Origin of the sequence: Thalassospira sp. ER-Se-21-Dark (genome assembly GCF_017922435.1) — a bacterium.
GTDB lineage: Bacteria > Pseudomonadota > Alphaproteobacteria > Rhodospirillales > Thalassospiraceae > Thalassospira.
On the sequence record NZ_VDEZ01000001.1, the window covers coordinates 972,406 to 992,683 of the forward strand.

The 20,278-nt window shown below is 55.8% G+C and carries 21 protein-coding genes; 8 read left to right on the forward strand and 13 right to left on the reverse strand.

What is annotated here, in order from left to right; all coding sequences use genetic code 11:
* Window positions 1-51 precede the first annotated feature (51 nt).
* Complete coding sequence (locus FHI25_RS04430) at window positions 52-513, reverse strand: Lrp/AsnC family transcriptional regulator (RefSeq protein WP_063086688.1); 462 nt, start codon at window positions 511-513, stop codon at window positions 52-54.
* Window positions 514-720: 207 nt separating this feature from the next.
* Here FHI25_RS04430 and FHI25_RS04435 point away from each other — a divergent pair, with 207 nt between their 5' ends.
* From FHI25_RS04435 to FHI25_RS04445, 3 genes are read left to right on the forward strand one after another with little or no spacing between them, the layout of a single operon-like run.
* The gene (locus FHI25_RS04435; RefSeq protein ID WP_246878894.1) at window positions 721-1,668 is read left to right on the forward strand and encodes a DMT family transporter; all 948 of its coding nucleotides are present in this window, start codon (window positions 721-723) and stop codon (window positions 1,666-1,668) included.
* Window positions 1,661-2,611 (forward strand): DMT family transporter, encoded by a 951-nt coding sequence (locus FHI25_RS04440; RefSeq protein WP_210515447.1) that lies wholly within the window; start codon window positions 1,661-1,663, stop codon window positions 2,609-2,611. The genes FHI25_RS04435 and FHI25_RS04440 overlap by 8 nt, the downstream gene beginning before the upstream one ends.
* A gap of 4 nt (window positions 2,612-2,615) precedes the next feature.
* A complete protein-coding gene (locus FHI25_RS04445; protein WP_210515449.1) occupies window positions 2,616-3,497 on the forward strand; it encodes an EamA family transporter in 882 nt (293 codons plus the stop codon).
* 21 nt (window positions 3,498-3,518) lie between these two features.
* On the opposite strand, the gene FHI25_RS04450 is transcribed toward FHI25_RS04445, so the two are convergent.
* Window positions 3,519-4,130 (reverse strand): hypothetical protein, encoded by a 612-nt coding sequence (locus FHI25_RS04450; protein WP_246878895.1) that lies wholly within the window; start codon window positions 4,128-4,130, stop codon window positions 3,519-3,521.
* 70 nt (window positions 4,131-4,200) lie between these two features.
* Between FHI25_RS04450 and FHI25_RS04455 the strand changes: the two genes are divergently transcribed.
* Window positions 4,201-4,731: a Crp/Fnr family transcriptional regulator gene (locus FHI25_RS04455; protein WP_210515451.1), complete on the forward strand. Its 531-nt coding sequence runs from the start codon at window positions 4,201-4,203 to the stop codon at window positions 4,729-4,731.
* A 125-nt stretch (window positions 4,732-4,856) separates the two neighbouring features.
* On the forward strand, window positions 4,857-5,618 hold the full coding sequence (locus tag FHI25_RS04460; protein WP_210515453.1) for an SDR family NAD(P)-dependent oxidoreductase: 762 nt from the start codon (window positions 4,857-4,859) through the stop codon (window positions 5,616-5,618).
* 83 nt (window positions 5,619-5,701) lie between these two features.
* On the opposite strand, the gene FHI25_RS04465 is transcribed toward FHI25_RS04460, so the two are convergent.
* The 3 genes from FHI25_RS04465 to FHI25_RS04475 all read right to left on the reverse strand — a co-directional run bounded on the left by FHI25_RS04465 (window position 5,702) and on the right by FHI25_RS04475 (window position 7,368).
* Window positions 5,702-5,992 carry a 4a-hydroxytetrahydrobiopterin dehydratase gene (locus FHI25_RS04465; protein ID WP_210515455.1) on the reverse strand — a complete coding sequence of 97 codons (291 nt, stop codon included), beginning with the start codon at window positions 5,990-5,992 and terminating at the stop codon, window positions 5,702-5,704.
* Window positions 5,993-6,069: 77 nt separating this feature from the next.
* On the reverse strand, window positions 6,070-6,705 hold the full coding sequence (locus FHI25_RS04470; RefSeq protein WP_210515457.1) for a uracil-DNA glycosylase family protein: 636 nt from the start codon (window positions 6,703-6,705) through the stop codon (window positions 6,070-6,072).
* 3 nt (window positions 6,706-6,708) lie between these two features.
* Window positions 6,709-7,368 carry a glutathione S-transferase family protein gene (locus FHI25_RS04475; RefSeq protein ID WP_210515459.1) on the reverse strand — a complete coding sequence of 220 codons (660 nt, stop codon included), beginning with the start codon at window positions 7,366-7,368 and terminating at the stop codon, window positions 6,709-6,711.
* Window positions 7,369-7,668: 300 nt separating this feature from the next.
* Here FHI25_RS04475 and FHI25_RS04480 point away from each other — a divergent pair, with 300 nt between their 5' ends.
* Both FHI25_RS04480 and FHI25_RS04485 read left to right on the forward strand, forming a co-directional pair.
* Window positions 7,669-9,069 carry a leucyl aminopeptidase family protein gene (locus FHI25_RS04480; protein WP_210515461.1) on the forward strand — a complete coding sequence of 467 codons (1,401 nt, stop codon included), beginning with the start codon at window positions 7,669-7,671 and terminating at the stop codon, window positions 9,067-9,069.
* Between the two features lie 102 nt (window positions 9,070-9,171).
* Window positions 9,172-9,519: a MarR family transcriptional regulator gene (locus FHI25_RS04485; RefSeq protein WP_064787729.1), complete on the forward strand. Its 348-nt coding sequence runs from the start codon at window positions 9,172-9,174 to the stop codon at window positions 9,517-9,519.
* A gap of 283 nt (window positions 9,520-9,802) precedes the next feature.
* Here the strand turns inward: FHI25_RS04485 and FHI25_RS04490 are convergent, their stop codons facing one another.
* From FHI25_RS04490 to FHI25_RS04520, 7 genes are all read right to left on the reverse strand, one after another.
* Window positions 9,803-10,510 carry a LysE family translocator gene (locus FHI25_RS04490; RefSeq protein WP_210515463.1) on the reverse strand — a complete coding sequence of 236 codons (708 nt, stop codon included), beginning with the start codon at window positions 10,508-10,510 and terminating at the stop codon, window positions 9,803-9,805.
* Between the two features lie 156 nt (window positions 10,511-10,666).
* A complete protein-coding gene (locus FHI25_RS04495; RefSeq protein WP_246878896.1) occupies window positions 10,667-11,272 on the reverse strand; it encodes a hypothetical protein in 606 nt (201 codons plus the stop codon).
* Between the two features lie 170 nt (window positions 11,273-11,442).
* Complete coding sequence (locus FHI25_RS04500; protein ID WP_210515467.1) at window positions 11,443-13,077, reverse strand: ABC transporter ATP-binding protein; 1,635 nt, start codon at window positions 13,075-13,077, stop codon at window positions 11,443-11,445.
* A gap of 11 nt (window positions 13,078-13,088) precedes the next feature.
* Complete coding sequence (locus tag FHI25_RS04505) at window positions 13,089-14,120, reverse strand: ABC transporter permease (RefSeq protein ID WP_210515469.1); 1,032 nt, start codon at window positions 14,118-14,120, stop codon at window positions 13,089-13,091.
* A 2-nt stretch (window positions 14,121-14,122) separates the two neighbouring features.
* Complete coding sequence (locus FHI25_RS04510; protein ID WP_008888514.1) at window positions 14,123-15,241, reverse strand: microcin C ABC transporter permease YejB; 1,119 nt, start codon at window positions 15,239-15,241, stop codon at window positions 14,123-14,125.
* A gap of 3 nt (window positions 15,242-15,244) precedes the next feature.
* Window positions 15,245-17,140, reverse strand: a complete 1,896-nt coding sequence (locus FHI25_RS04515) for an extracellular solute-binding protein (protein WP_210515471.1) — start codon at window positions 17,138-17,140, stop codon at window positions 15,245-15,247.
* Window positions 17,141-17,406: 266 nt separating this feature from the next.
* Window positions 17,407-18,327: a LysR substrate-binding domain-containing protein gene (locus tag FHI25_RS04520; RefSeq protein WP_210515473.1), complete on the reverse strand. Its 921-nt coding sequence runs from the start codon at window positions 18,325-18,327 to the stop codon at window positions 17,407-17,409.
* Between the two features lie 168 nt (window positions 18,328-18,495).
* Here FHI25_RS04520 and FHI25_RS04525 point away from each other — a divergent pair, with 168 nt between their 5' ends.
* Window positions 18,496-18,705 carry a DUF1127 domain-containing protein gene (locus tag FHI25_RS04525; protein WP_008888517.1) on the forward strand — a complete coding sequence of 70 codons (210 nt, stop codon included), beginning with the start codon at window positions 18,496-18,498 and terminating at the stop codon, window positions 18,703-18,705.
* Window positions 18,706-18,975: 270 nt separating this feature from the next.
* Here FHI25_RS04525 and FHI25_RS04530 read toward each other — a convergent pair whose 3' ends face one another.
* Window positions 18,976-20,253, reverse strand: coding sequence for a class I SAM-dependent methyltransferase (locus FHI25_RS04530; protein ID WP_210515475.1), 1,278 nt, complete (start codon window positions 20,251-20,253; stop codon window positions 18,976-18,978).
* Window positions 20,254-20,278 lie beyond the last annotated feature (25 nt).

Below are 20,278 nucleotides of genomic sequence, written 5' to 3' on the forward strand. Positions count from 1 at the left end.
CCCGATGATTGATCAAAATTATCCTGAAAATGTAAAGTCAGGCACGGCAGCCTATTCGTGGTCGGCCTGCGCCGGAACAAATAGGGTTTCCTTGGCCGTCGACAAGGCAATTTCCGGCAGAACTTCGACCACGCCGGGCATTTCCTTGATCGTGTCGGAAATAAACGATTCCAGATGGCCGGTATCGCGCAGGCGCAGTTTGACCAGAAAATCAAAGCGGCCGGTCATGTGATGGCATTCCAGCACTTCGTCGGCCTTGATCAGGGATTTGACCAGCTTCTTGTTGCCCTTGGCCGGGTCGGTGCGCAGCCAGACCATCGCGGTCAAGGCACGGCCAATGGCGTTTGGATCGACCGAAATGCGATAGGCCTGAATAATCCCCTGTTCGCGCAGCTTGCGCACACGATCATTCACCGCAGAAACAGACAGCCCGACCTTTGTTCCCAGAACCGAATAGGACAGTGATGCGTCTTCCTGCAGGATGTCGATCAGTTTGCGATCAATTGCATCCATTTATCTTCCCCCTGAATGGATTTTGCTGATTGCCGTGATCTTACACGAAAAACGGGTGTGCGCGAACTGTTCGCCAAATTTGCCGGGTCTGCCATGCGCCGCTGCCATGCGATACCCCGTTCGCGAGACTGGATTTTTTCCGGATAGCTGCGTAAACCTTTACTTGTAATGATTTTACATCGCCCCGCTTCTGACAATGCAGCCCTGATGGGCGCCCTTCTTATGATCAGTGCTGCAATGTGTTTTGCGGTAATGGCGGTTTTTATCCGTTATGTCACCGCCGACCTGCATCCGTTCGAGGCATCGTTTTTCCGTAACCTGTTCGGATTGCTGCCAATGGTGCCGTGGATGGTGCGCCATGGCGCGAGCGGATTAAAGACCGAGCGGTTCAAGCTGCATTTTCTGCGCGGGGTGCTTGGTTTCGGGGCGATGTCGTGCATTTTTACCGCCCTTTCGCTGTCGCCCGCCGCACAGGTCATTGCGATCAACTTTACCCTGCCGATCCTGACCACGGTTCTGGCCGCCGTAGTGGTGCGCGAAACCGTGCGGGCACGCCGCTGGAGCGCAATTGCGATTGGCTTTGTCGGGGCGATGATTGTGATCCGTCCGTTTGGGCAAAGTTTTGAGACCGGTGCGATCCTAGCACTTGGCGCGACGGTTTTCATGGCGTGTGCGATGACCACGGTCAAAATGCTGTCACGGACCGAAAGTGCCAATGCCATCGTAACCTGGATGGGCCTGATCATGACGCCGCTGTCGCTGATCCCGGCGCTGATATACTGGCAGGGGCCGACCACCTGGCAATTGTTCATCCTGTTGATCATTGCCGTGACCGGAACGGCGGGACAGCAATTGCTGGTGCGTGCCTATCGCACGGCCGATCAGTCCTATGTCATGATTTTTGACTTCCTGCGCCTGCCATTTGTTGCGGCCCTGGCCTATGTGATGTTTGGCGAGGTGGTTGATTTCTGGACCTGGGCCGGGGCGGCCTTGATCATTGGATCAGCACTTTATATCGCGCGGCGCGAGGCGGTTCTGGCCAAAAGGGCCAAGCGGGAAGCAAGCATGCCGACCACAGCACCCGCCGATCCGCAAGCCATCCCGGTGACCGGCGTTGACCGGGATGCCAGCGCAAAGGACAAGCCCGATGCGTGAATGGTTTAACGGACTTCCGTCCTATTTACAGGCAACTGCCTTTGGCCTGATGGCATCGATCAGTGCGGCGATCTTTTCGGTGTTTGTCCGCCTTGCGACCGAGCATATCGATCCGTTGCAGGCAGTATTTTTGCGCAATTTCTTTGGGCTTTTGTTCATCGCACCGATTGCGTTGCGGGCCGGATTAACGCCGCTTAAGACCAAGCGTTTCCCGATGTTCTGCCTGCGTGCGGTTCTGTCGATGGGGGCGATGAGTTTCTGGTTTTCGGCGATTGCCTATATGCCGCTGGCCGAGGCAACCGCGCTTAACTTCACCGTGCCGCTGTTTGGCACCATCCTTGCCGCGATCTTTTTGGGTGAGAAAGTTCGCAAATACCGGATTGCGGCCTTGCTGGTTGGTTTTGGCGGGGTGCTGGTGATCATCCGGCCGGGCAGTGAGACCGTGCAACTGGCAAGCCTGTTTCCGATTGCCGCCGCAATTTGCATGGCCAGTGCAGGATTGACGATCAAGTCACTGTCGCGGACCGAAAACCCGACCGCCATCATCCTTTACATGATGATGCTGACAACGCCCCTGACCCTGATCCCGGCATTGTTTGTCTGGGAGACACCGAGCCTTGAGGTGCTTGGCCTGATGGTGGCGGGCGCGTTCATGGCCAACATCACCCAGCTTTGTAATACCAACGCCTTTCGGGTTTATGAGTACAGCTTTGTGATCGGGTTTAATTACCTGCGCCTGCCCTTTGTCGTTGGTATCGCCCTGGTGATGTTTGGCGAGGTTCCGGAAATCTGGCTGGTGCCGGGTGCGGCCCTGATTATCGGGTCCGCACTTTATATCGCGCGGCGAGAGGCGAAGCTTAACCGCGAAGCAAACCGGATCAAGCGCGGGCTTTCGGCCACCGCAAGCGACCTTGACCCGCCGCCTTCCAACAGGAAGTCGTGAGGGCATGCGGACATGGTTCAACACCCAGTCCGATGTGATGCGAGCAAGCTTTTTCGCGCTGTTTGCGGCCATTCTGGCGGCGTGTTTTACGCTCACCATCCGCTATGCCACCGAGGAACTGCATCCCTATCAGGCGGTGTTTTTACGCTTTGCCTTTGGCCTGATCCTGATTTTGCCGATGGTGATGAAGCGCGGGATTGACAGCCTTGCCACCAAGCGCCTGCCTTTGTTTGGCTTGCGCGGGGTTTTGTCGGCCGCTGAAATGTGTTTGTGGTTCATGGCGGTTTTGTATTTGCCCCTTGCAGAGGCAACCACACTTAACTTCACCGTGCCGTTGTTTGGCACCATCCTGGCCGCAGTGATCTTGCGCGAACAGGTGCGCATTCACCGCTGGCTTGCGATTTTTATCGGGTTTGTCGGTGTGGCCCTGATCATTCAGCCCGGTTCGGAAACCATGCAAGCGGCCAGCATTTTGCCGATTGCAGCCGCAATCTGCATGGCCAGTGCCGGGTTGATCACAAAGCGGTTGGTGGCAACTGAGTCCACGACATCGCTTTTGTTTTATCTGATGATCATCACCACACCGGTTTCCCTGATCCCGGCTTTATTCGTCTGGCAGACGCCAAGCTGGTCTGCACTTGGCCTGATGGCGGTTGCAGCCCTGATGATGAATGTGATGCAGGTTTGTAATGTCAAAGCCCTGCAACTGGCCGATTACAGTTTCTTTGTCGGGTTTTCCTATTTGCGTTTGCCGATCATTGCGGTGCTGGCGCTGATTCTGTTTGGCGAAGTGCCCGATATCTGGATATTGCCCGGCGGGGCGATGATTATCGGGGCTGCGATCTATGTCGCACTGCGGGAACGCAAGCTTGCCAAGGCCAGATAGGGTTTGGCGACGCGTCACCCATCACCCGTCATATCCCCGCAAACTGTTATAGCGTGCGATTTGATCGGGGCTCAGGATTTCCGGGGTCTTGAGGTGGGTCGACAGATGAACATAGCGCAACCGGCCGAGACTTTGGGTGATGGTGTTTATCAGCCCTTCCAGTTCTTCTGCGGTCAGGCCGCCGGCCCTGAATGCCGCGTCCAAGGCAATTTCAGCCTCGATCAATCTGTTACCGGCAATGATCGCGTTTTCTTTCATGTCGGCATAAAGGGCGGTGATGGCGGCATGCTGATCTGAGGATAGCGGGATTTGATCAGAGAGTTCGAGTAAATGGGCCGGTCCCGGCACACCATTCAGTTCGGCGGCCTTGGCCAATCCCCAGCCGCCGCCCTTTTGCAATTCAGCCATATCCTTGGCCGACAGGCTTTTGACCGGCCGATGTTGTTGGCCGACATAGGGGGATGGCGTGCTTGCGTCGCTGGCCATGTTACTGCCGTGCTCACCATTATCGGTGCCATGCATGTGAGCATTTCCCTGTGCATGGGCCGATAACGGGATGGTCAATCCAAGCAGGATCAACGCGGCAAATGCGACCCGGAATGCTGTTTGCGACAGGCGGGGGAGAACAAGCATGGCAACACCTTTTGGTTTGAATGAACGCCAAGCTTGAAACAGGTCAGCCAATTGCCACATGATAGATATCATGTCGGTATCAATCTTTGATCTTCTCAACCGTTTTCATGGCAGGCTGTATGATTACAGCCCGCCCAAGGTCCTGTTTCGCAAGGGCGACCCGGTCGAGCATCTTTTTCTTGTTCTCAGCGGGGAAGTGCGACTGGCGCGGTTTTTGGAAAACGGCGACGAGATTGTTTTGCAACGTGCGGGGCCAAACAGCGTTTTGGCAGAGGCATCACTGTTTTCGCATTACTACCATTGCGATGCTGTCTGCCATCAGGATGCGCAGGTCAAGATGATCCGCAAACATGATGTTGAAGCCCATCTTGCTGATAACAATCAGATGGCACTTTCGCTTGCCGCGCATCTGGCGCGTGAGGTGCAGGCAACCCGCCAGCGAGCAGAGATTTTGCGGCTTCGAACAGTGACTGAGCGGCTTGATGCCTGGATCGCCTGGCATGACGGGGTGCTGCCCGAAAAGGGTAATTGGCGGGTGATTGCCCTTGAAATCGGTGTCAGTCCCGAAGCGCTTTATCGCGAGATCGCCCAGCGCCGTTAACCCTGATCTGAGGTGTCAATTTCGCACAGCCGACAAGGTTAAATCGGCGCTTGCCCGTTAAAGATATAATTTGGTATACAAATACCAAATTAATCAGAAGAGCGCGCGTCGGGAGGCTTCACGTCATGCAAATCAAGGGTTCGATTGCCATTGTTACCGGGGCTGCATCCGGTCTTGGCGCGGCAACCGCCGAGACACTGGCGAGTGCCGGGGCACGGATTGCGGCATTTGATCTGAATGAAGAGGGTGCCAAGGCCACAGCCGAGAAATTGGGTGGTGTTGGCTATGGCGTTGATGTTTCCAATGCCGAAAGTGTCGAGCAGGCGGTTGCAAAGGTGCAGGCGGATCTCGGCACGCCATCGATCCTTGTGAATTGTGCCGGGATCGTGCACGGCGAACGGATTGTCGGGCGCGAAGGCCCGGCCGATCTGGCCGCGTTTTCCAAGGTGATTACCGTCAATCTGATCGGCACATTTAACATGATGCGGGTTGCCGCCAATGCGATGAGCCAGAATGACCCGAATGATGCTGGTGAACGCGGGGTGATTATCAACACCGCATCGATCGCGGCCTTCGAAGGGCAGATTGGACAGGCGGCCTACGCCGCGTCCAAGGGTGGGGTGGCATCCCTTACTCTGCCCGCCGCACGTGAATTGGCGCGCCACGGTATCCGGGTGGTATCCATCGCACCGGGTCTGTTTGGCACGCCGATGTTAAAGGGCCTGCCTGACGAGGTTCAGGAAAGCCTGGCTGCCAATACGCCGTTCCCGAAACGGTTGGGCGACCCGTATGAATATGGCCGTCTGGCGATGCATATCTGTGAAAATGAAATGATCAATGGCGAGACCATTCGCATTGATGGCGCGGTCCGGCTGGAACCGAAATAGTCCCACACGATTTCGTTTCTTTATTCCGCAGCCAATGCGCCCTGCCGTCCCCCAGCGGCAGGGCGCAATCCATTTGGCAGGGCTTATTGACCAGAAGCCGTTTGGCAGAAGGTCGCCAGATCAATGTCCTTTTGCGTGACACCCCCGGCATCATGGGTGGTCAGCGTCATTTCGACCTTGTTATAGACATTGAACCATTCGGGATGGTGATCCATTTTGTCGGCCATCAGTGCCACCCGCGTCATGAAGCCAAACGCGGCATTGAAATCGCCAAACTTGTAGACGCGCTTGATCGAAAGCCCGTCATCGGCAAGCGTCCAGCCCGGAAGATCGGTCAGCGCCTTTTCGATGGTGGATTTTTCAAGTTTGCTCATATCTTGTGCCTCCTTAATGTTGGCCACTTGTCTTCTGGGCGCATTGGAACATAAAAACCAGCGCAACCCAAATCTGTCTATGTCAGCAAGCCTTGCACGCGTGATTGCAGCACCGGCAAAAGGTCGGCCTCAAACCACGGGTTCTTTTTCATCCAGGCGGTGTTGCGCCAGCTTGGATGGGGCATGGGCAGGATGTCGTCGGGCAGGAAATCGGCAAACCGATGCACGGTTTCGGTCATGGTTTTGGCCCGGCGCGAACCAAGATAGCGTTCCTGCGCATATTTCCCGATCAGAAGCGTCAGGCCGATATTGGGTAAATGGCGCATAAGGGCATCATGCCATGTCGGCGCGCATTCCGGACGGGGCGGCAGATCACCACCACGATCAAAGCGTCCGGGATAACAAAACCCCATCGGCATGATGGCGAGTTTGGCCGGATCATAAAAATCATCGACCGAAAGTCCCAACCAATCGCGCAAGCGATCCCCGGACGCATCGTTCCACGGCAGACCGGTTTCATGCACGCGTGTGCCGGGGGCCTGCCCGATCACAAGGATACGCGCCGATTTTGCCATGCGCACCACCGGGCGCGGCCCAAGTGGCAAGTGTTCGGCACAAATCCGGCAGGCCCGGACCTCAGACAGCAACCGATCAAGGGCGGCATCGCCGCCCATCGGATCAATTTCAGGCAGTTTTCCGGTTAGCCCCGGCATGGGCTATTTCACCTCGGCATCGTCAATCACCCATTCCTCGGCTGCGGCATCGGCGTACCATTCCTTCATTTCCGGCAGGGCAAGGATGGTTTCCATATAGGCATTGCCGATCGGATCAAGGCTTACGCCATAGGTTTTGAACCTTGTTACCACCGGGGCAAACATGGCGTCCGCAATCGAGAAATGGCCAAACAGGAAATCACCGCCCTGCCCGAATTGGGTGCGGCACATCTTGAAGATTTCAGTGATGCGGTTGATGTCCTTGTCCACGCCTTCATTGCGCCCCAGACCGGGCAGGCTTTTGCGGCAATTCATCGGCATGGAGCTTCGCAAAGGCCCAAACCCGCCATGCATTTCAAGCGAGACGGCACGCGCGATTGCCCGCACATCGATATCAAGCGGCCAGAGCATGGTGTCTGGCTGGCTGTCGGCGATGTATTCGAGAATGCCAAGCGCCTCCCATATGGTTTTGGTGCCATCAAAGTAGGCCGGGACCTTGGCCGTGGGCGAAAAGACCGGCGCCTTGGCATGCCATTCTTCGGAGCGGAGCGGAACGAGCTTTTCCTCGAACGCCACACCGGCGACGCGCAGGCCAAGCCAGGCGCGCAGCGACCAGGAGGAATAGTTTTTATTGCCGATATAAAGCACAGGAAGGTTTTGCATGCTGGGACCTTTGGCGGTTGGCGCGGTTGGTGCGTTTGATGACAGCGGTAAATACTATCTGGCCTTTGGGTGCTGTGTTCAAGCGCGACATTGCGCAGGCCATTGCAAACAATCACACCCGATGATGTGAATGCGTTTTGACCGCGGGGGATGGCAGCCGTAAGATCGGGTCACATATCTTGTGAACACATATTGCCGGTGCATCTTGGTTGGGCAGTTGGTCTTTGGCCGCTGCCCTTTCAGTCGACCGTCACGTATCACCAATCACTCGTCACCCGTCACCAGCAGGGATGCCTTAAATTGTACGACCACATCATCGCCAACGATCCTTCTGCCAACCCGACCCCGATCACCCCGATTGCCGAAAGCGGTTTTGAAAGCTGGCTTGCCCAGCAGCCGGACGCGACCAAGTCATGGATTGCCGCCAACAGCTTTGAGGGCAAGCGTGGCTCGCAGCTTTTGCTTCCCGGTAAAGATGGCGCCGTTGGCACTGTTCTGGTTGGCTATGTTGATGATGCCAAGGCGATCTGGGATTTTGCCGGTTTGCCAAATGCCCTTCCGGCCGGGACCTATGCACTTTCTGATGATCTGACGGATAAGGATGATCTTTATGAAAAGGCCGCCCTTGGACTTTATCTGGGCGGGTACCGGTTTGATCGCTATCGCAAGGATGACGGCAAAAAGGACAAGCGCGCCAAAATCGCCCTGCATGACATTGAGGCCGCCAAGCGGGCAGAGAATATTGCACGCGGCATCGGCCTTGCGCGCGATCTGATCAATGTGCCGGCCAATGACATGGGCCCGGCCGAACTTGAAGAAGCCGCCAGAGGCCTTGGTGCGGAATTTGGTGCCAAGGTCAGCGCAATTGTCGGTGAAGAGCTGCTGAAGCAAAACTTCCCGGCGATTTATACGGTCGGCCATGGCAGCGACCGCGACCCGCGCCTGATCGACCTTACATGGGGCGATGAAAGTGCGCCGAAAATCACGCTGGTCGGTAAGGGTGTGTGTTTTGACACCGGCGGCTATGATCTGAAACCATCGAGCAACATGCTTTTGATGAAAAAAGACATGGGCGGTTCGGCGCAGGTTCTTGGCCTGGCACGCATGATCATGGCGGCCGACCTTCCGGTAAGGTTGCGCGTTCTGATCCCGGCGGTTGAAAACATGGTGTCGGGTCGTGCCTATCGCCCGAGTGATATTTTGCAAACCCGCAAGGGCATCACGGTCGAGGTCGGCAATACCGACGCCGAAGGACGCATCGTTCTTTCCGATGCCCTGACCGAGGCGGCATCGGAAGACCCGGACATGCTGCTTGATTTCGCGACCCTGACGGGGGCGGCACGTGTTGCCCTTGGCCTTGGGTTGCCTGCCTTGTTTTCCAATGATGATGATCTGGCCAACGGGTTGATGGAAACCGGGATGGCCGAAAATGATCCGCTGTGGCGTTTGCCGCTTTGGGATGATTATCGCAGCCAGCTTGATAGCAAGGCAGCCGACATGAACAACATTTCCGGCAGCCCGTTTGGCGGCGCGATCATTGCCGCCCTGTTCCTCGATCGCTTTGCCGAGGGAGCCAAAAGCTGGGCGCATATCGATCTGATGGCCTGGAACCCGGCTGACCGTCCCGGTCGCCCGACCGGTGGCGAAGCACAGGGCATCCGGGCCGCCTTCAAGCTGATCAAGGATCGTTACGGTAAGTAAACTAACCACAAATTCAATTTTTTGGTAATTAGGCCTTTGACATCATGGCAGGGGTCAGGTAGAGATTACGTATTCGTAACAAATAAATTGTTGGGCACGAACATGTCGATCGAGATCAAACCGTCTCAGGCGCTTGACCTTTGGCGTATCGCGATTGTTGAGAGTGTGCGTCGGGACTCCCCCGACCTGTCGGCCCGACAGATGGCCTTGTTGCTCAGCGTCTACCTGACCCCGGCCCCGCATACGGTGCGCGGCCTTTCCGAGGCACTTAATATCTCCAAGCCGGCCATTACCCGTGCACTTGATCGTCTGAGCTCGCTTGGCATGGTCAAACGCAAGGTCGATGAAGAAGATCGCCGTTCGGTTCTGGTTCAGCGGACGGTCAAGGGATCGGTCTTCCTGCGTGAATTTGGCGATATCATCGTCGGTGCCGGTCTCGAGAGCGAATAATCCGGCCCCAGAAACAACCAAGAACAAATCGACAAGCGCCTGACGCCAGTCCGAAATTGACGCTCAAAGCCCGTTTCCAAGGCCACGTTTCGCAAAATCGGCCAGTTAGGGCAGCAAAACTTCCCCATTTTAAATGCAGCAAATCTGATATGGCAAAAAATCGCCATATACAGACCGGTTGGTTTGTATCTGCGCCAATTGACATGTTATGCGCACTCTGTTTTCCCGTCTGATATCAACGATTTATCGGAAATTCTAATGCAAAAGACCGGGCAAAACGACGTTATGGCGCCAGTTGGTGGTTTATCGCCTGTGCCGGGACCGGGTGGGTGTCTGCCATGGTTTCGGGCACCTCAATCAACGCCAAAAGCCCCGCAGCAACGATCAAAACGCCACCTGACAGCCGTGCAATGACGTTATTGCCGCCGCGACGCACCAGCCACGGCATCAGTTTTGCAGCCCCCATCGCGTAAATCATTACGAAACTGTAATCAAGTGTCACGAAGGTTGCGCCAAGGATAAGAAGTTGTGGTGCGAGGGGCTGACCAGGATCAATGAATTGCGGAAACAGCGCCCCGAAAAACGCAATCGCCTTGGGATTTCCAGCTGCGACCAGAAAGCCTTCACGGAACAGGTGCAGCCCGTTTGCTGGCTCAAACCCCACCTGATTATTCGTTTCGATACCGGTCTTGATACTGATTTCCCTGGGCTTGCGAAGGAATGACATCAACCCGATGACGAGCAGAAAACCAACACCACACCATTTGACAATGGCAAAGGCAGTTGCCGATGTCGCCAGTACAGCGCCCAAACCAAGGGCCGCAATCAGCATCTGGATCATGTTGGCGGTGACATCCCCCAAGGCCGTCATCAAGGTCGGGCGTGCACCATAACGTAGCGCATGTGACATGCCGATCAGGATGCTGGGGCCGGGCGACATCACGACGAGGAAGACAAGAAGGGTGAAACTGAGCCAGATTTCAAACGACATGGCGGGGCAACTTTAGTGGCAACTCTGATGACAAGTCTGGTGACGTTGCCCCCGGATATCACAGCAGCAAGGATCGACAAGTGCCCGTTTGACAATGGCCCATGCGCAGGCTGCGCCGCATGGGCATCGATACGCACATCACGGTGGGGATTTTGGTTATTTGCGCGGCTTGGCGTCACCCGGCCAGAAGTCATAGAACATGCGGATCTGAACCGAGCGCAGGGTATCGGGGGGCAGGACGCCCTGACCGGTACGCAGAAGCTTGTTTTGCAGGGCGGCGAAATAGCGGTTTGAAACCGGCTGGAACGGGCTGAAAGGTGGTTCCTTGGCAATTTCCTCGCCATTTTCTTCGGCCAGTTTGGCGGCTTCGGCCTCGGCGGCGAGTTCTTCCTCGGTCTTTGGGGGGGGTGGCGGCAGAAGGCCGGGGGCTGTGTATTTAAAGCCGCGCTTGCCCGGTTCGCGGTTTTCAAAGCGTTGCTCGGTATCGCGATACATCAGGCGTTGCAGATCGATCAGAAAGGCATTGATGACCTTGGGCAGACGTTGTTCGATAACGTCCACTGCCTGCCTGTTGGTGGCTTCCAGCCAGATGTTGAAAACGATCTGACGAATGGTGCCGCTGTTGCGCAAGACCACCGTCAGCGACACCGGATCAGGCACAACAACCGTATCGGGTATTTCAGGAACGGCTGGTTCTTTGGGTTCTTCGGTGTTGGCTTTGTCCGCGGACGCCGTGCTGGCACGGGCCGAAGGGATCGCCATTGAAAATACAGCAAAGCACAGAGCCATGAACAGCACATGGCCGCAAAGACGATGTCCGGTTCGATTTTTGATCGCACGTGACAACATATTCAACCTTAAACCTGCCTTTATAGTCCTGTTATTATTGCCTTTTCATATGTTGTACCCGATCTCGATCAGGAATGCTGCCCCTAGTTTCTGACAAATTCCTTACCGGCTGCTTTGAGATCAAGGGCCGCGGCCAGCAGCGCCTTGGTGTAGGGCTGTTGCGGGTTATCAAACACATCGGCCGCCGCCCCGCTTTCGACCAGTTTTCCGTTCTTCATGACCATGACACGGTGCGACAATGCACGCACAACGCGCAGGTCATGACTGATGAACAAGTATGCCATCTTATGGCGCGCCTGCAAATCACGCAGCAGTTCGACAATCTGGGCCTGTACCGACATATCAAGGGCCGATGTCGGTTCATCAAGTACGATAAAGCGGGGTTTCAGGACCAAAGCGCGCGCAATCGAAATGCGTTGACGTTGCCCGCCGGAAAATTCGTGCGGATAACGATCCATGGCATTTTGCGGCAGGTCGACTTCGTCAAGCGCCTCTGCAATGCGGGCTTCGCGTTCGGCCTGGGTCAGGTCGGGCGCATGGATTTCAAGGCCCTCGCCAACGATCTGGGCGATGGACATGCGCGGGCTGAGCGAACCGAACGGATCCTGAAACACCACCTGCATGTCGCGGCGGAGCTTGCGCAGATCAGCACCGGAAAAATCGCGAATGTCCTGCCCGGCAAAGCGGATGTCACCGGTTGATTTCAGAAGCCTGAGGATCGCCATGGCGAGCGTGGTCTTACCCGATCCGCTTTCCCCAACAATGCCAAGCGTTTCGCCCTGCTTAAGGGTGAGTGAAATCTGATCAACGGCATTCAGATAATGATCGGGCCGCCCGAGGATACCCTTGCGGCCAATCGGGAACTGCACATGGATGTTGCTGGTTTCAAGCAGCTCGGTGGCGTTTTCGGGCAATGCCGGAGCTTCACCACTGGGCACGGCCGACAGCAGCTTTTTGGTGTAATCGTGTTTGGGATCGTCAAACAGCGCGCGCGCCTGCCCGGCCTCGACAATTTCGCCGTCCTTCATCACACAAACGGTCTGCGCCATTTTCTGAACGATTTGCAGATCATGGGTGATCAAGAGCAGCGCCATGCCAAGCTTGCTTTGCAGGTCCTTGAGCAGTTCAAGAATTTGCGCCTGAATGGTGACATCAAGGGCCGTGGTCGGTTCGTCGGCAATCAGCAGTTCCGGTTCGTTGGCAAGCGCCATGGCGATCATCACGCGCTGGCGCTGCCCGCCGGACAGTTCATGCGGCAGGGCTTTCAGCCGTGAGGCCGGATCGGGAATACCGACAAGCTCCAACAATTCAAGGATGCGGGCACGGGCCTTGGCACCCCGCAGGCCTTTATGGAGCAACAACACCTCGCCCACCTGCTTTTCGATATTGTGCAGCGGGTTCAGCGAGGTCATCGGTTCCTGAAAGATCATGGAAATCCGGTTGCCGCGGATTTTGCGAAGGGTACGTTCCTTGGCCCCGACCATTTCCTGCCCGTCAAAGATGATCGATCCTGACGGGTGGCTGGCGCGCGGATAGGGCAGCAATTGCAAAATCGAAAGGGCCGTGACCGATTTGCCAGAGCCACTTTCCCCGACAAGCGCCATGGTTTCACCGCGGTCAAGGGTAAAGGACACATCCTTTACCGCCGTCGCATCGGCGAATTTGACCGAGAGGTCGCGAATGGCAAGGAGCGGCTGATGGGCGGATTGCGCTGTCATTGTCCTACTCCTTAAAACGTTTTACGCGGATCAAAGGCATCACGCACCGCTTCGCCGATAAAGATCAGAAGGCTGAGCATGGTGGCGATGGCAAAGAAGGCGGTAAAGCCAAGCCAGGGCGCCTGAAGGTTGTTCTTGCCCTGTGACAGCAACTCGCCCAAGGACGGGGAGCCGGGCGGCATGCCAAGCGACAGGAAGTCGAGGGATGTGAGTGCCACAATCGAGCCATTCAACACGAACGGCAGGAAGGTGATGGTTGCCACCATCGCATTGGGCAGAACATGGCGATACATGATCCGGGTGTCGGTCATGCCAAGGGCGCGCGCAGCCCGGACATATTCGAAATTACGCGCGCGCAGGAATTCGGCACGGACAAGGCCGGTCAAACTCATCCAGCTAAACAGCACCAGAATGAACAGAAGCGTCCAGAAACCCGGCGCAAACAGGCTGGCCAGAATGATCAGGATGAAAAGCTGTGGCAGGCCCGACCAGATTTCGATCACCCGCTGGAAGCCAAGATCGACCCAGCCGCCGAAATAGCCCTGCACCGCACCAGCCGCAATGCCGATCACGGAACTGACGGCGGTCAGCGCCAGACCAAACAGGATGGAAATCCGGAAACCGTAAATCAGGCGTGCGAGAACATCGCGGCCCAGTTCATCCGTGCCCAGCAAATGGCGCATTGAGGGCGGGGCTGGTTGCGGTTCACGCATTTCAAAATCGATGGTGTCATAGGAAAACGGGATCAAAGGCCAGATGGCAAAGCCGTTTTCGGCGATCTTGCCCTGAATATAGGGATCATAGAAATCCGTCTCGACATCGAAATCGCCGCCATAGGCCGTTTCGGGATGGTCCGATACGATCGGCACGTACCAGTCATCGCCATATTTGACGAAGATCGGTTTGTCATTGGCGACCAGTTCGGCCACCAGGCAAATGACAAACAGGATGGTAAAGATCACAAGCGACCAATAGCCGCGCTTGTTGGATTTGAAGTTCGACAGGCGACGACGGTTGAGCGGTGAGAGAACAGCATTGAACATGATCAATTCCCCCGCCCTTCGAAGTCGATCCGTGGATCCACCAGATGATAGCTGAGGTCACTGATCAGGTTCATGATCAGGCCAAACAGCGTGAAGAAATAAAGGGTTGCAAACATCACCGGATAATCACGCGTCATCACCGCGTTAAAACCAAGCAGGCCCAGACCATCAAGCGAGAAGATCACCTCGATCAGGACCGAACCGGTAAACAGCATGCCAACCAGTGCACTGGGGAACCCGGCAATGATCAGAAGCATGGCGTTACGGAAAACGTGACCATAAAGCACGCGCTTTTCCGTCAGGCCCTTGGCACGGGCAGTCACGACATATTGCTTGTTAATCTCATCCAGGAACGAGTTCTTGGTCAGCATGGTGAGCGTGGCAAAACCCGAAATCGTCAGGGCTATGATCGGCAGGGTCAGATGCCAGAAATAATCAACGATCTTGCCCCACAAGGACAACTGTTCCCAGTTTGACGATGTCAGCCCGCGTAACGGGAACCAGTCAAGATAGGCCCCACCGGCAAACACCACGATCAGCATGACGGCAAACAGGAAGCCCGGAATGGCAAAGCCGACAATGATCGCGGCTGATGACCAGATATCGAAGTTCGATCCATCGCGCACTGCCTTGGTAATGCCCAGCGGGATCGAAATGATGTAGATGATCAGCGTTGACCAGATGCCCAGCGAGATCGAAACCGGCATCTTGTCGATCACAAGATCGACCACGTCGCGGTCCTGAAAATAGCTTTGGCCGAAATCGAAGGTCAGATAGTTCTTCATCATCATCCAGAAGCGTTCATGGGCCGGTTTGTCAAAACCGAACTGTACTTCGAGCTGTCTGATGACTTCGGGATCAAGCCCCTGCGCGCCGCGATAGTTGGATGTCGAGGAGAAGTTATTACCAGATGCAGAGGATGAAGCAGTACTTCCGCCGCCGCTGTCGCCACCCTGATTGGTGATGCGTGCGGTTGATGAAACAGCCGTTCCCTGAAGCTGGGCAATCACCTGTTCGACCGGGCCGCCGGGGGCAAACTGAATGATTGCGAAGTTCAACAGCATGATGCCAAACAGCGTGACCGGGATCAGAAGCAAACGCCGAATGATATAGTTCAGCATGGCCTAGAATCCCCCCATCTGCAGTTTGGCGGCCTTTTCAGGGTCAATCCACCAACGCATTATCGACATTCCCTTAAGCGGCACCGTGTCCGGGCGACCAAAGATGTTCCACCAGACCATGCGGTCCCCACCCAGATACCATTGCGGAATGACGTAATTCCCCCACAGAAGTACGCGATCAAGTGCGCGGGTCGCAGCCACCAGTTCTTCCCAGCTGTCGGCAGATGCCACATTTTCGATCATTGCATCGACCACCGGATCCTTGATGCCGGCAAAGTTGCGAGAGCCTGGTTGATCGGCGGCCTCGGAGCTCCAGAACACGCGCTGTTCGTTGCCCGGCGTCAGGGATTGCGTCCACCAATGGGTGGTAACTTCGAAATCAAAGGCCTGAATACGATTGACCCACTGGCCGGTATCAATCAGGCGAATATCCATTTCCACGCCAAGCTGTTTGAGGCGCGATTTGACCACCAGCGCGATCTTTTCAAGTCCCGGTTGGCGAATGATCAGCTCGAACCGGAACGGCTGCCCGGTTTCCTTGTTAACCAGAACCTTGTCGCGTACTTCCCAGCCCGCTTCGTTCAGAAGCGTCATGGATTCACGCAGGGCCTCACGGCGCCCGTTCGGGGCATCAAAGTTCGGCAACGTGTAGGGTTCGGTGAACAACCTTTCGGGCAATTGATCGCGATAGGGTTCAAGAAGTGCCAGTTCAGCACCGGTCGGAATACCGGTCGCCGCCAGTTCGGAGTTGGCAAAGAAACTGTCGGTGCGGTGATAGGCCCCATAGAACATTGCACGATTTAGCCACTGGAAATCGAGCCCGTATTGCAGCGCGCGGCGCACGCGCTTGTCGGCAAACAGCGGATTGCGCGCGTTCAGAACATAGGCCTGCATGCCTGTTGGCAAATGATCAGGCATGAACTCCTTCTGGATGTCACCACGCTGGACCGCAGGCGTGTCATAGGCCGTGTTCCAGTCACGTGATGAATGCTCGGACCGGATCATGTATTCGCCAGCCAGAAATGCCTGACGCTGCACTTCCATATCAAGATAGGTGTCATAGCGGATGGTATTGAAATTGTTCTGCCCGCGATTGACCGGAAGGTCGGCCGCCCAGTAATCCTTGACCCGCTCATAGGTGATGCGTCGGCCTGCTTCGATGCTGGCAACCTTATAAGCCCCGCTGCCGACCGGGATTTCAAAGGTGGTTTTGGCGAAGTCCTTACCTTCCCAGAACTTTTTCGGCATGATCGAAATGCCCGCCACCGTCATCGGTGTTTCGCGATTATTGCCCGGCTTGAAAGTGAATTTGACGGTCAGTTCGTCAATCACCTCGGCCCCTTCGATCTGGGAAAAATACTGGCGGTAGACGGGACTTCCCTTTTCGACCAGCACTTCATATGAAAACACCACGTCTTCGGCGGTAATGTCGCTGCCGTCCTGGAAACGCGCACGCGGATCAAGGTGGAAGATGGCATAGGATCGGTCGTTCGGCACCTCGATCGAATGGGCAATCAGGCCATACATGGCGTATGGCTCATCCGCGCTGGAAACCATCAGGCTGTCATAGATCAGACCAAGGCCCGCAGCCGGATTTCCCTTAAGCGTAAAGGGGTTAAGGGTATCAAAGGCAACGATGGAGGATTGCACCAGCGTGCCGCCCTTCGGCGCATCGGGGTTCACATAATCGAAATGGTGGAAATCCGGACCGTATTTCAGATCGCCATACAGCGAAATACCGTGTGAGCGGGTGGTCAGCGGCGCCAGATCGGTCTCGTCAACAGCCACCGTCGGAGCCGGGTTCATCACCGGCTTGTCACCATCTTGGGCATTTGCGTTATGTAAAGGCAGTGCGACCGAAAGCAGGGTCAGTGCACTGGCAAAAAGGATGGATGTCATGGCGCCCCCGCGCCGCTTCCTGCCCGGCATTGTCATGCTGGCTGCATACGAAATCATGTGATTGTCGTCTTTCCCTGATGCAAGCTGATCACTGTTCCATTATGTGGACTTAATCTACTATTATGTGGACTTAATCCACGCGGCGCAATCGACGGTCACTTCGCGATGCCCTCTGCCCGCGTTGTCTGTGAATGATGCCACACTAGAACCGCCTGATAGTCACCGTTAAATCGTTCAATTTCAAGGCACCATCACGTGAGTTTGGTTTATCGCGCATCTTTTTGCGTCAGTTTTCGCCGCGCAGTTTCAAGCTTGATCTCTGACATCAGCCAGTCACGGAACGCCTTGACCTTGCGCCGTTCCAGACGCCCGCGCGGATAACACAACGAATAGGCATAAGGACTGTCGACCGGCAGATCAAACGGCACGGTCAGGCGATTGGTCACAACATATTCCCCGATCATGGCCGGATCGGAAACCACCACACCAAAGCCGCTTGCCGCGGCCTCCATCGCCATATCAAGGGTGGCAAAAACCGGCCCCTTGGTGCCGTCCACCCCCTTGATACCGGTTCCTTCAAGCCAGATGCGCCAGTCTTCGCGCTGGGCAGAGCAGTGCAGAAGCGTCACACTCGCCAGGTCTTCAGGGGTTTTGAGTTGCTTGGCCAGATCGGGATGACAGACCGGCAACAGCCGTTCACCGGTCAGAAATTCGTGCACCAGCTGTTCATTGCCATGATCGGCAAAGCGGATGGCGATATCGACCTCGTTGAAGTCAACCGATGCCAGATCATCGTTATAGGTGCCCAACTGGACCTGAAAATCGGGATATTCCATCTGAAACCGCCCAAGCCGCGGCACGATCCAGCGCATGGAAAATGTCAGCGGTGCCGAAACAGACAGGTGGGTGTCGTCGGCACGGTCTTCGACCTTGGCGACCGCGTCTTCTATGGCATCAAAAGCTGGCGTAAGCGCTTCAAGAAGGTTGCGACCGGCGCGCGTCAACCGCAGGCTTCTGTGGTGACGCTCAAAAAGCTGACGACCCAGAACTTCCTCAAGATGCTGCACCTGTCGACTGACCGCCCCTTGGGTCACGTTAAGCTCATGTGACGCTTTGGTGAAACTTTCGAGACGACCGGCTACTTCGAAGGCACGGAGCGCATTTAGCGGCAACGGACGGCGTTTCATGATAGTGACTTTGCATGATAAAAACTCATGCAATGATGACAAAAGGTGGTTTGAGCGCAAGTGTTTTTTCGGGTAACTCTGGGTTTAACGAGATTAGTACAGACGCATCGTGGATGCCCGGGCCGCTGAATCGCTGAGAGCAGGCCTGATTTAAAGAGGATTAGAATCATGGTTGCTATCACCAAAGAAGCAGGCGCATTTGTCGCCACCCGCCGTAACCACACTGCCACCAGCCTTCTGGACTTGGCGCGCACCTGGCTTAAACGCCACGACCTGCGTCAGAAGCTGGCCGACATGGACGCACACATGCTGCGCGATATCGGCTGGACCGTCTATGACGCAAAACGCGAAGCCGCCAAGCCATTCTGGAAAGCTTAACCCGCGCAACAGCGCACCAACTGAGTATTCTGTCATGCAGAACAACGTATCGCCGCTTCACAGCGCAATTACCTTCCCGCTTCAGGTTCTGATTGAAGCCCTGATGGACGCGTGGAAAGGCATCAGCCTTAAATAAGGCTTGAGGGTCAGAACCAAATTAACTGGTTCTGATCCTACTAATCCCTGAGCGCAATTCCAGCTCCCCCGCTGGAAAGTGCGTATTTAAATGTCGGTCGCACCCCCTGTGACCGACATTTTTTTTGCTTTGGTCTATGTCTTTTCCGGGTGGCGCAGATACATCAGGTTTGCGGCATTGAGTACCGAATACATCACGGCAAACTGGGCATTGAATTCGAATTTTTCCGGTTTGGGATCAAAAAGTTCGTAGATTTCACCGATCGAGCGTTTACCATCAATCCGCGAAAGGATCGCAGGCGATGCCGAGGGCATGGTGCGGGTCACGGAAAGGCCGGTAAAGGTGATCTTGATATTACCGGTCTTGGCAACCGAACGGGCGAGTGCCGCACCATCGACACGGGTGAAGGTCGGGATCAGCTCCGGCGACGGGACCGGTGGTTTAACCTTGTTCTTGGCCTTTACGACATAGAAGGTGTGCTTGGTGATATTGCCCGCCATCAGTTCGGCCAGGGCCGCGCGCTCACGAAACGGTACGTGCATCGCCTTATCAAGCACATCATGGCGCGAACAATAGGTGGTCGGGTCGTAGCGCATCGGTTCGATAAAGTTTTGCAGCCTAAGGCCGGCCGCCTCGACAAAATCAAACACCTCGTCGACGCGATAGGCGCGGTCCTGTTGATGCAACAACAGGTCATAGAACCCGGCATCGCCGCCATGGATGTGATCACCGACAAACGGGTTGCGTTTGAGCCAGTTGGTCCCGGGCAATGAATTAAACAGCGCCTTGCCGAAATTCAGGCGCTTGGCCCCGCCGGCCTCGGCATTGAGGCGTTCCATCATTTCCTGCATGTGATAGACGCCTTGGCGGCCCAACTCGCCATAGACCATCAGGCCCATGCCGCCATTGGGTTTGAGCGCATCGGCAAGTGCCTTGAGCCCGGCATCGGGATCAGGCAGGTGATGAAGCACCCCGCAGCAATCAATATAGTCAAACGGGCCGTACTCAGATGCCAGGTCGACAAAGGATCCGGTCACAAACGTGACGTTCTTTTCCAGACTGCGGCGTTTGATGCGCGCCTCGGCAATCGCGCGCGAGCTTTCGGACAGATCGATATAGACGATCTCGGCCTTGGCTTTGCGGTCACGGGCCTGCTGGGCCAGCATCACCAGCGCATCGCCGGTGCCACCGCCGGCGACAAGGATTTTGATTTTGCCGCTTTTGGTCTGTGCCGATGGATCGCGCCCGCCAAAGACAAAATGCACGATCTCGTCCCAGTTGCCCGGTGATCCGGTGATCAGGCGCTTGTCCTCATCCTCGGGATTGCGGGCCGGATAGGGATAGGTTTCATACTGATCACGGGTCTTTGCAGAAGACTGGACGTGATCGGGCCTGTTTTTGTCGTCGGGCATTCGGCGATTTCCGGCAGAGAAGTGG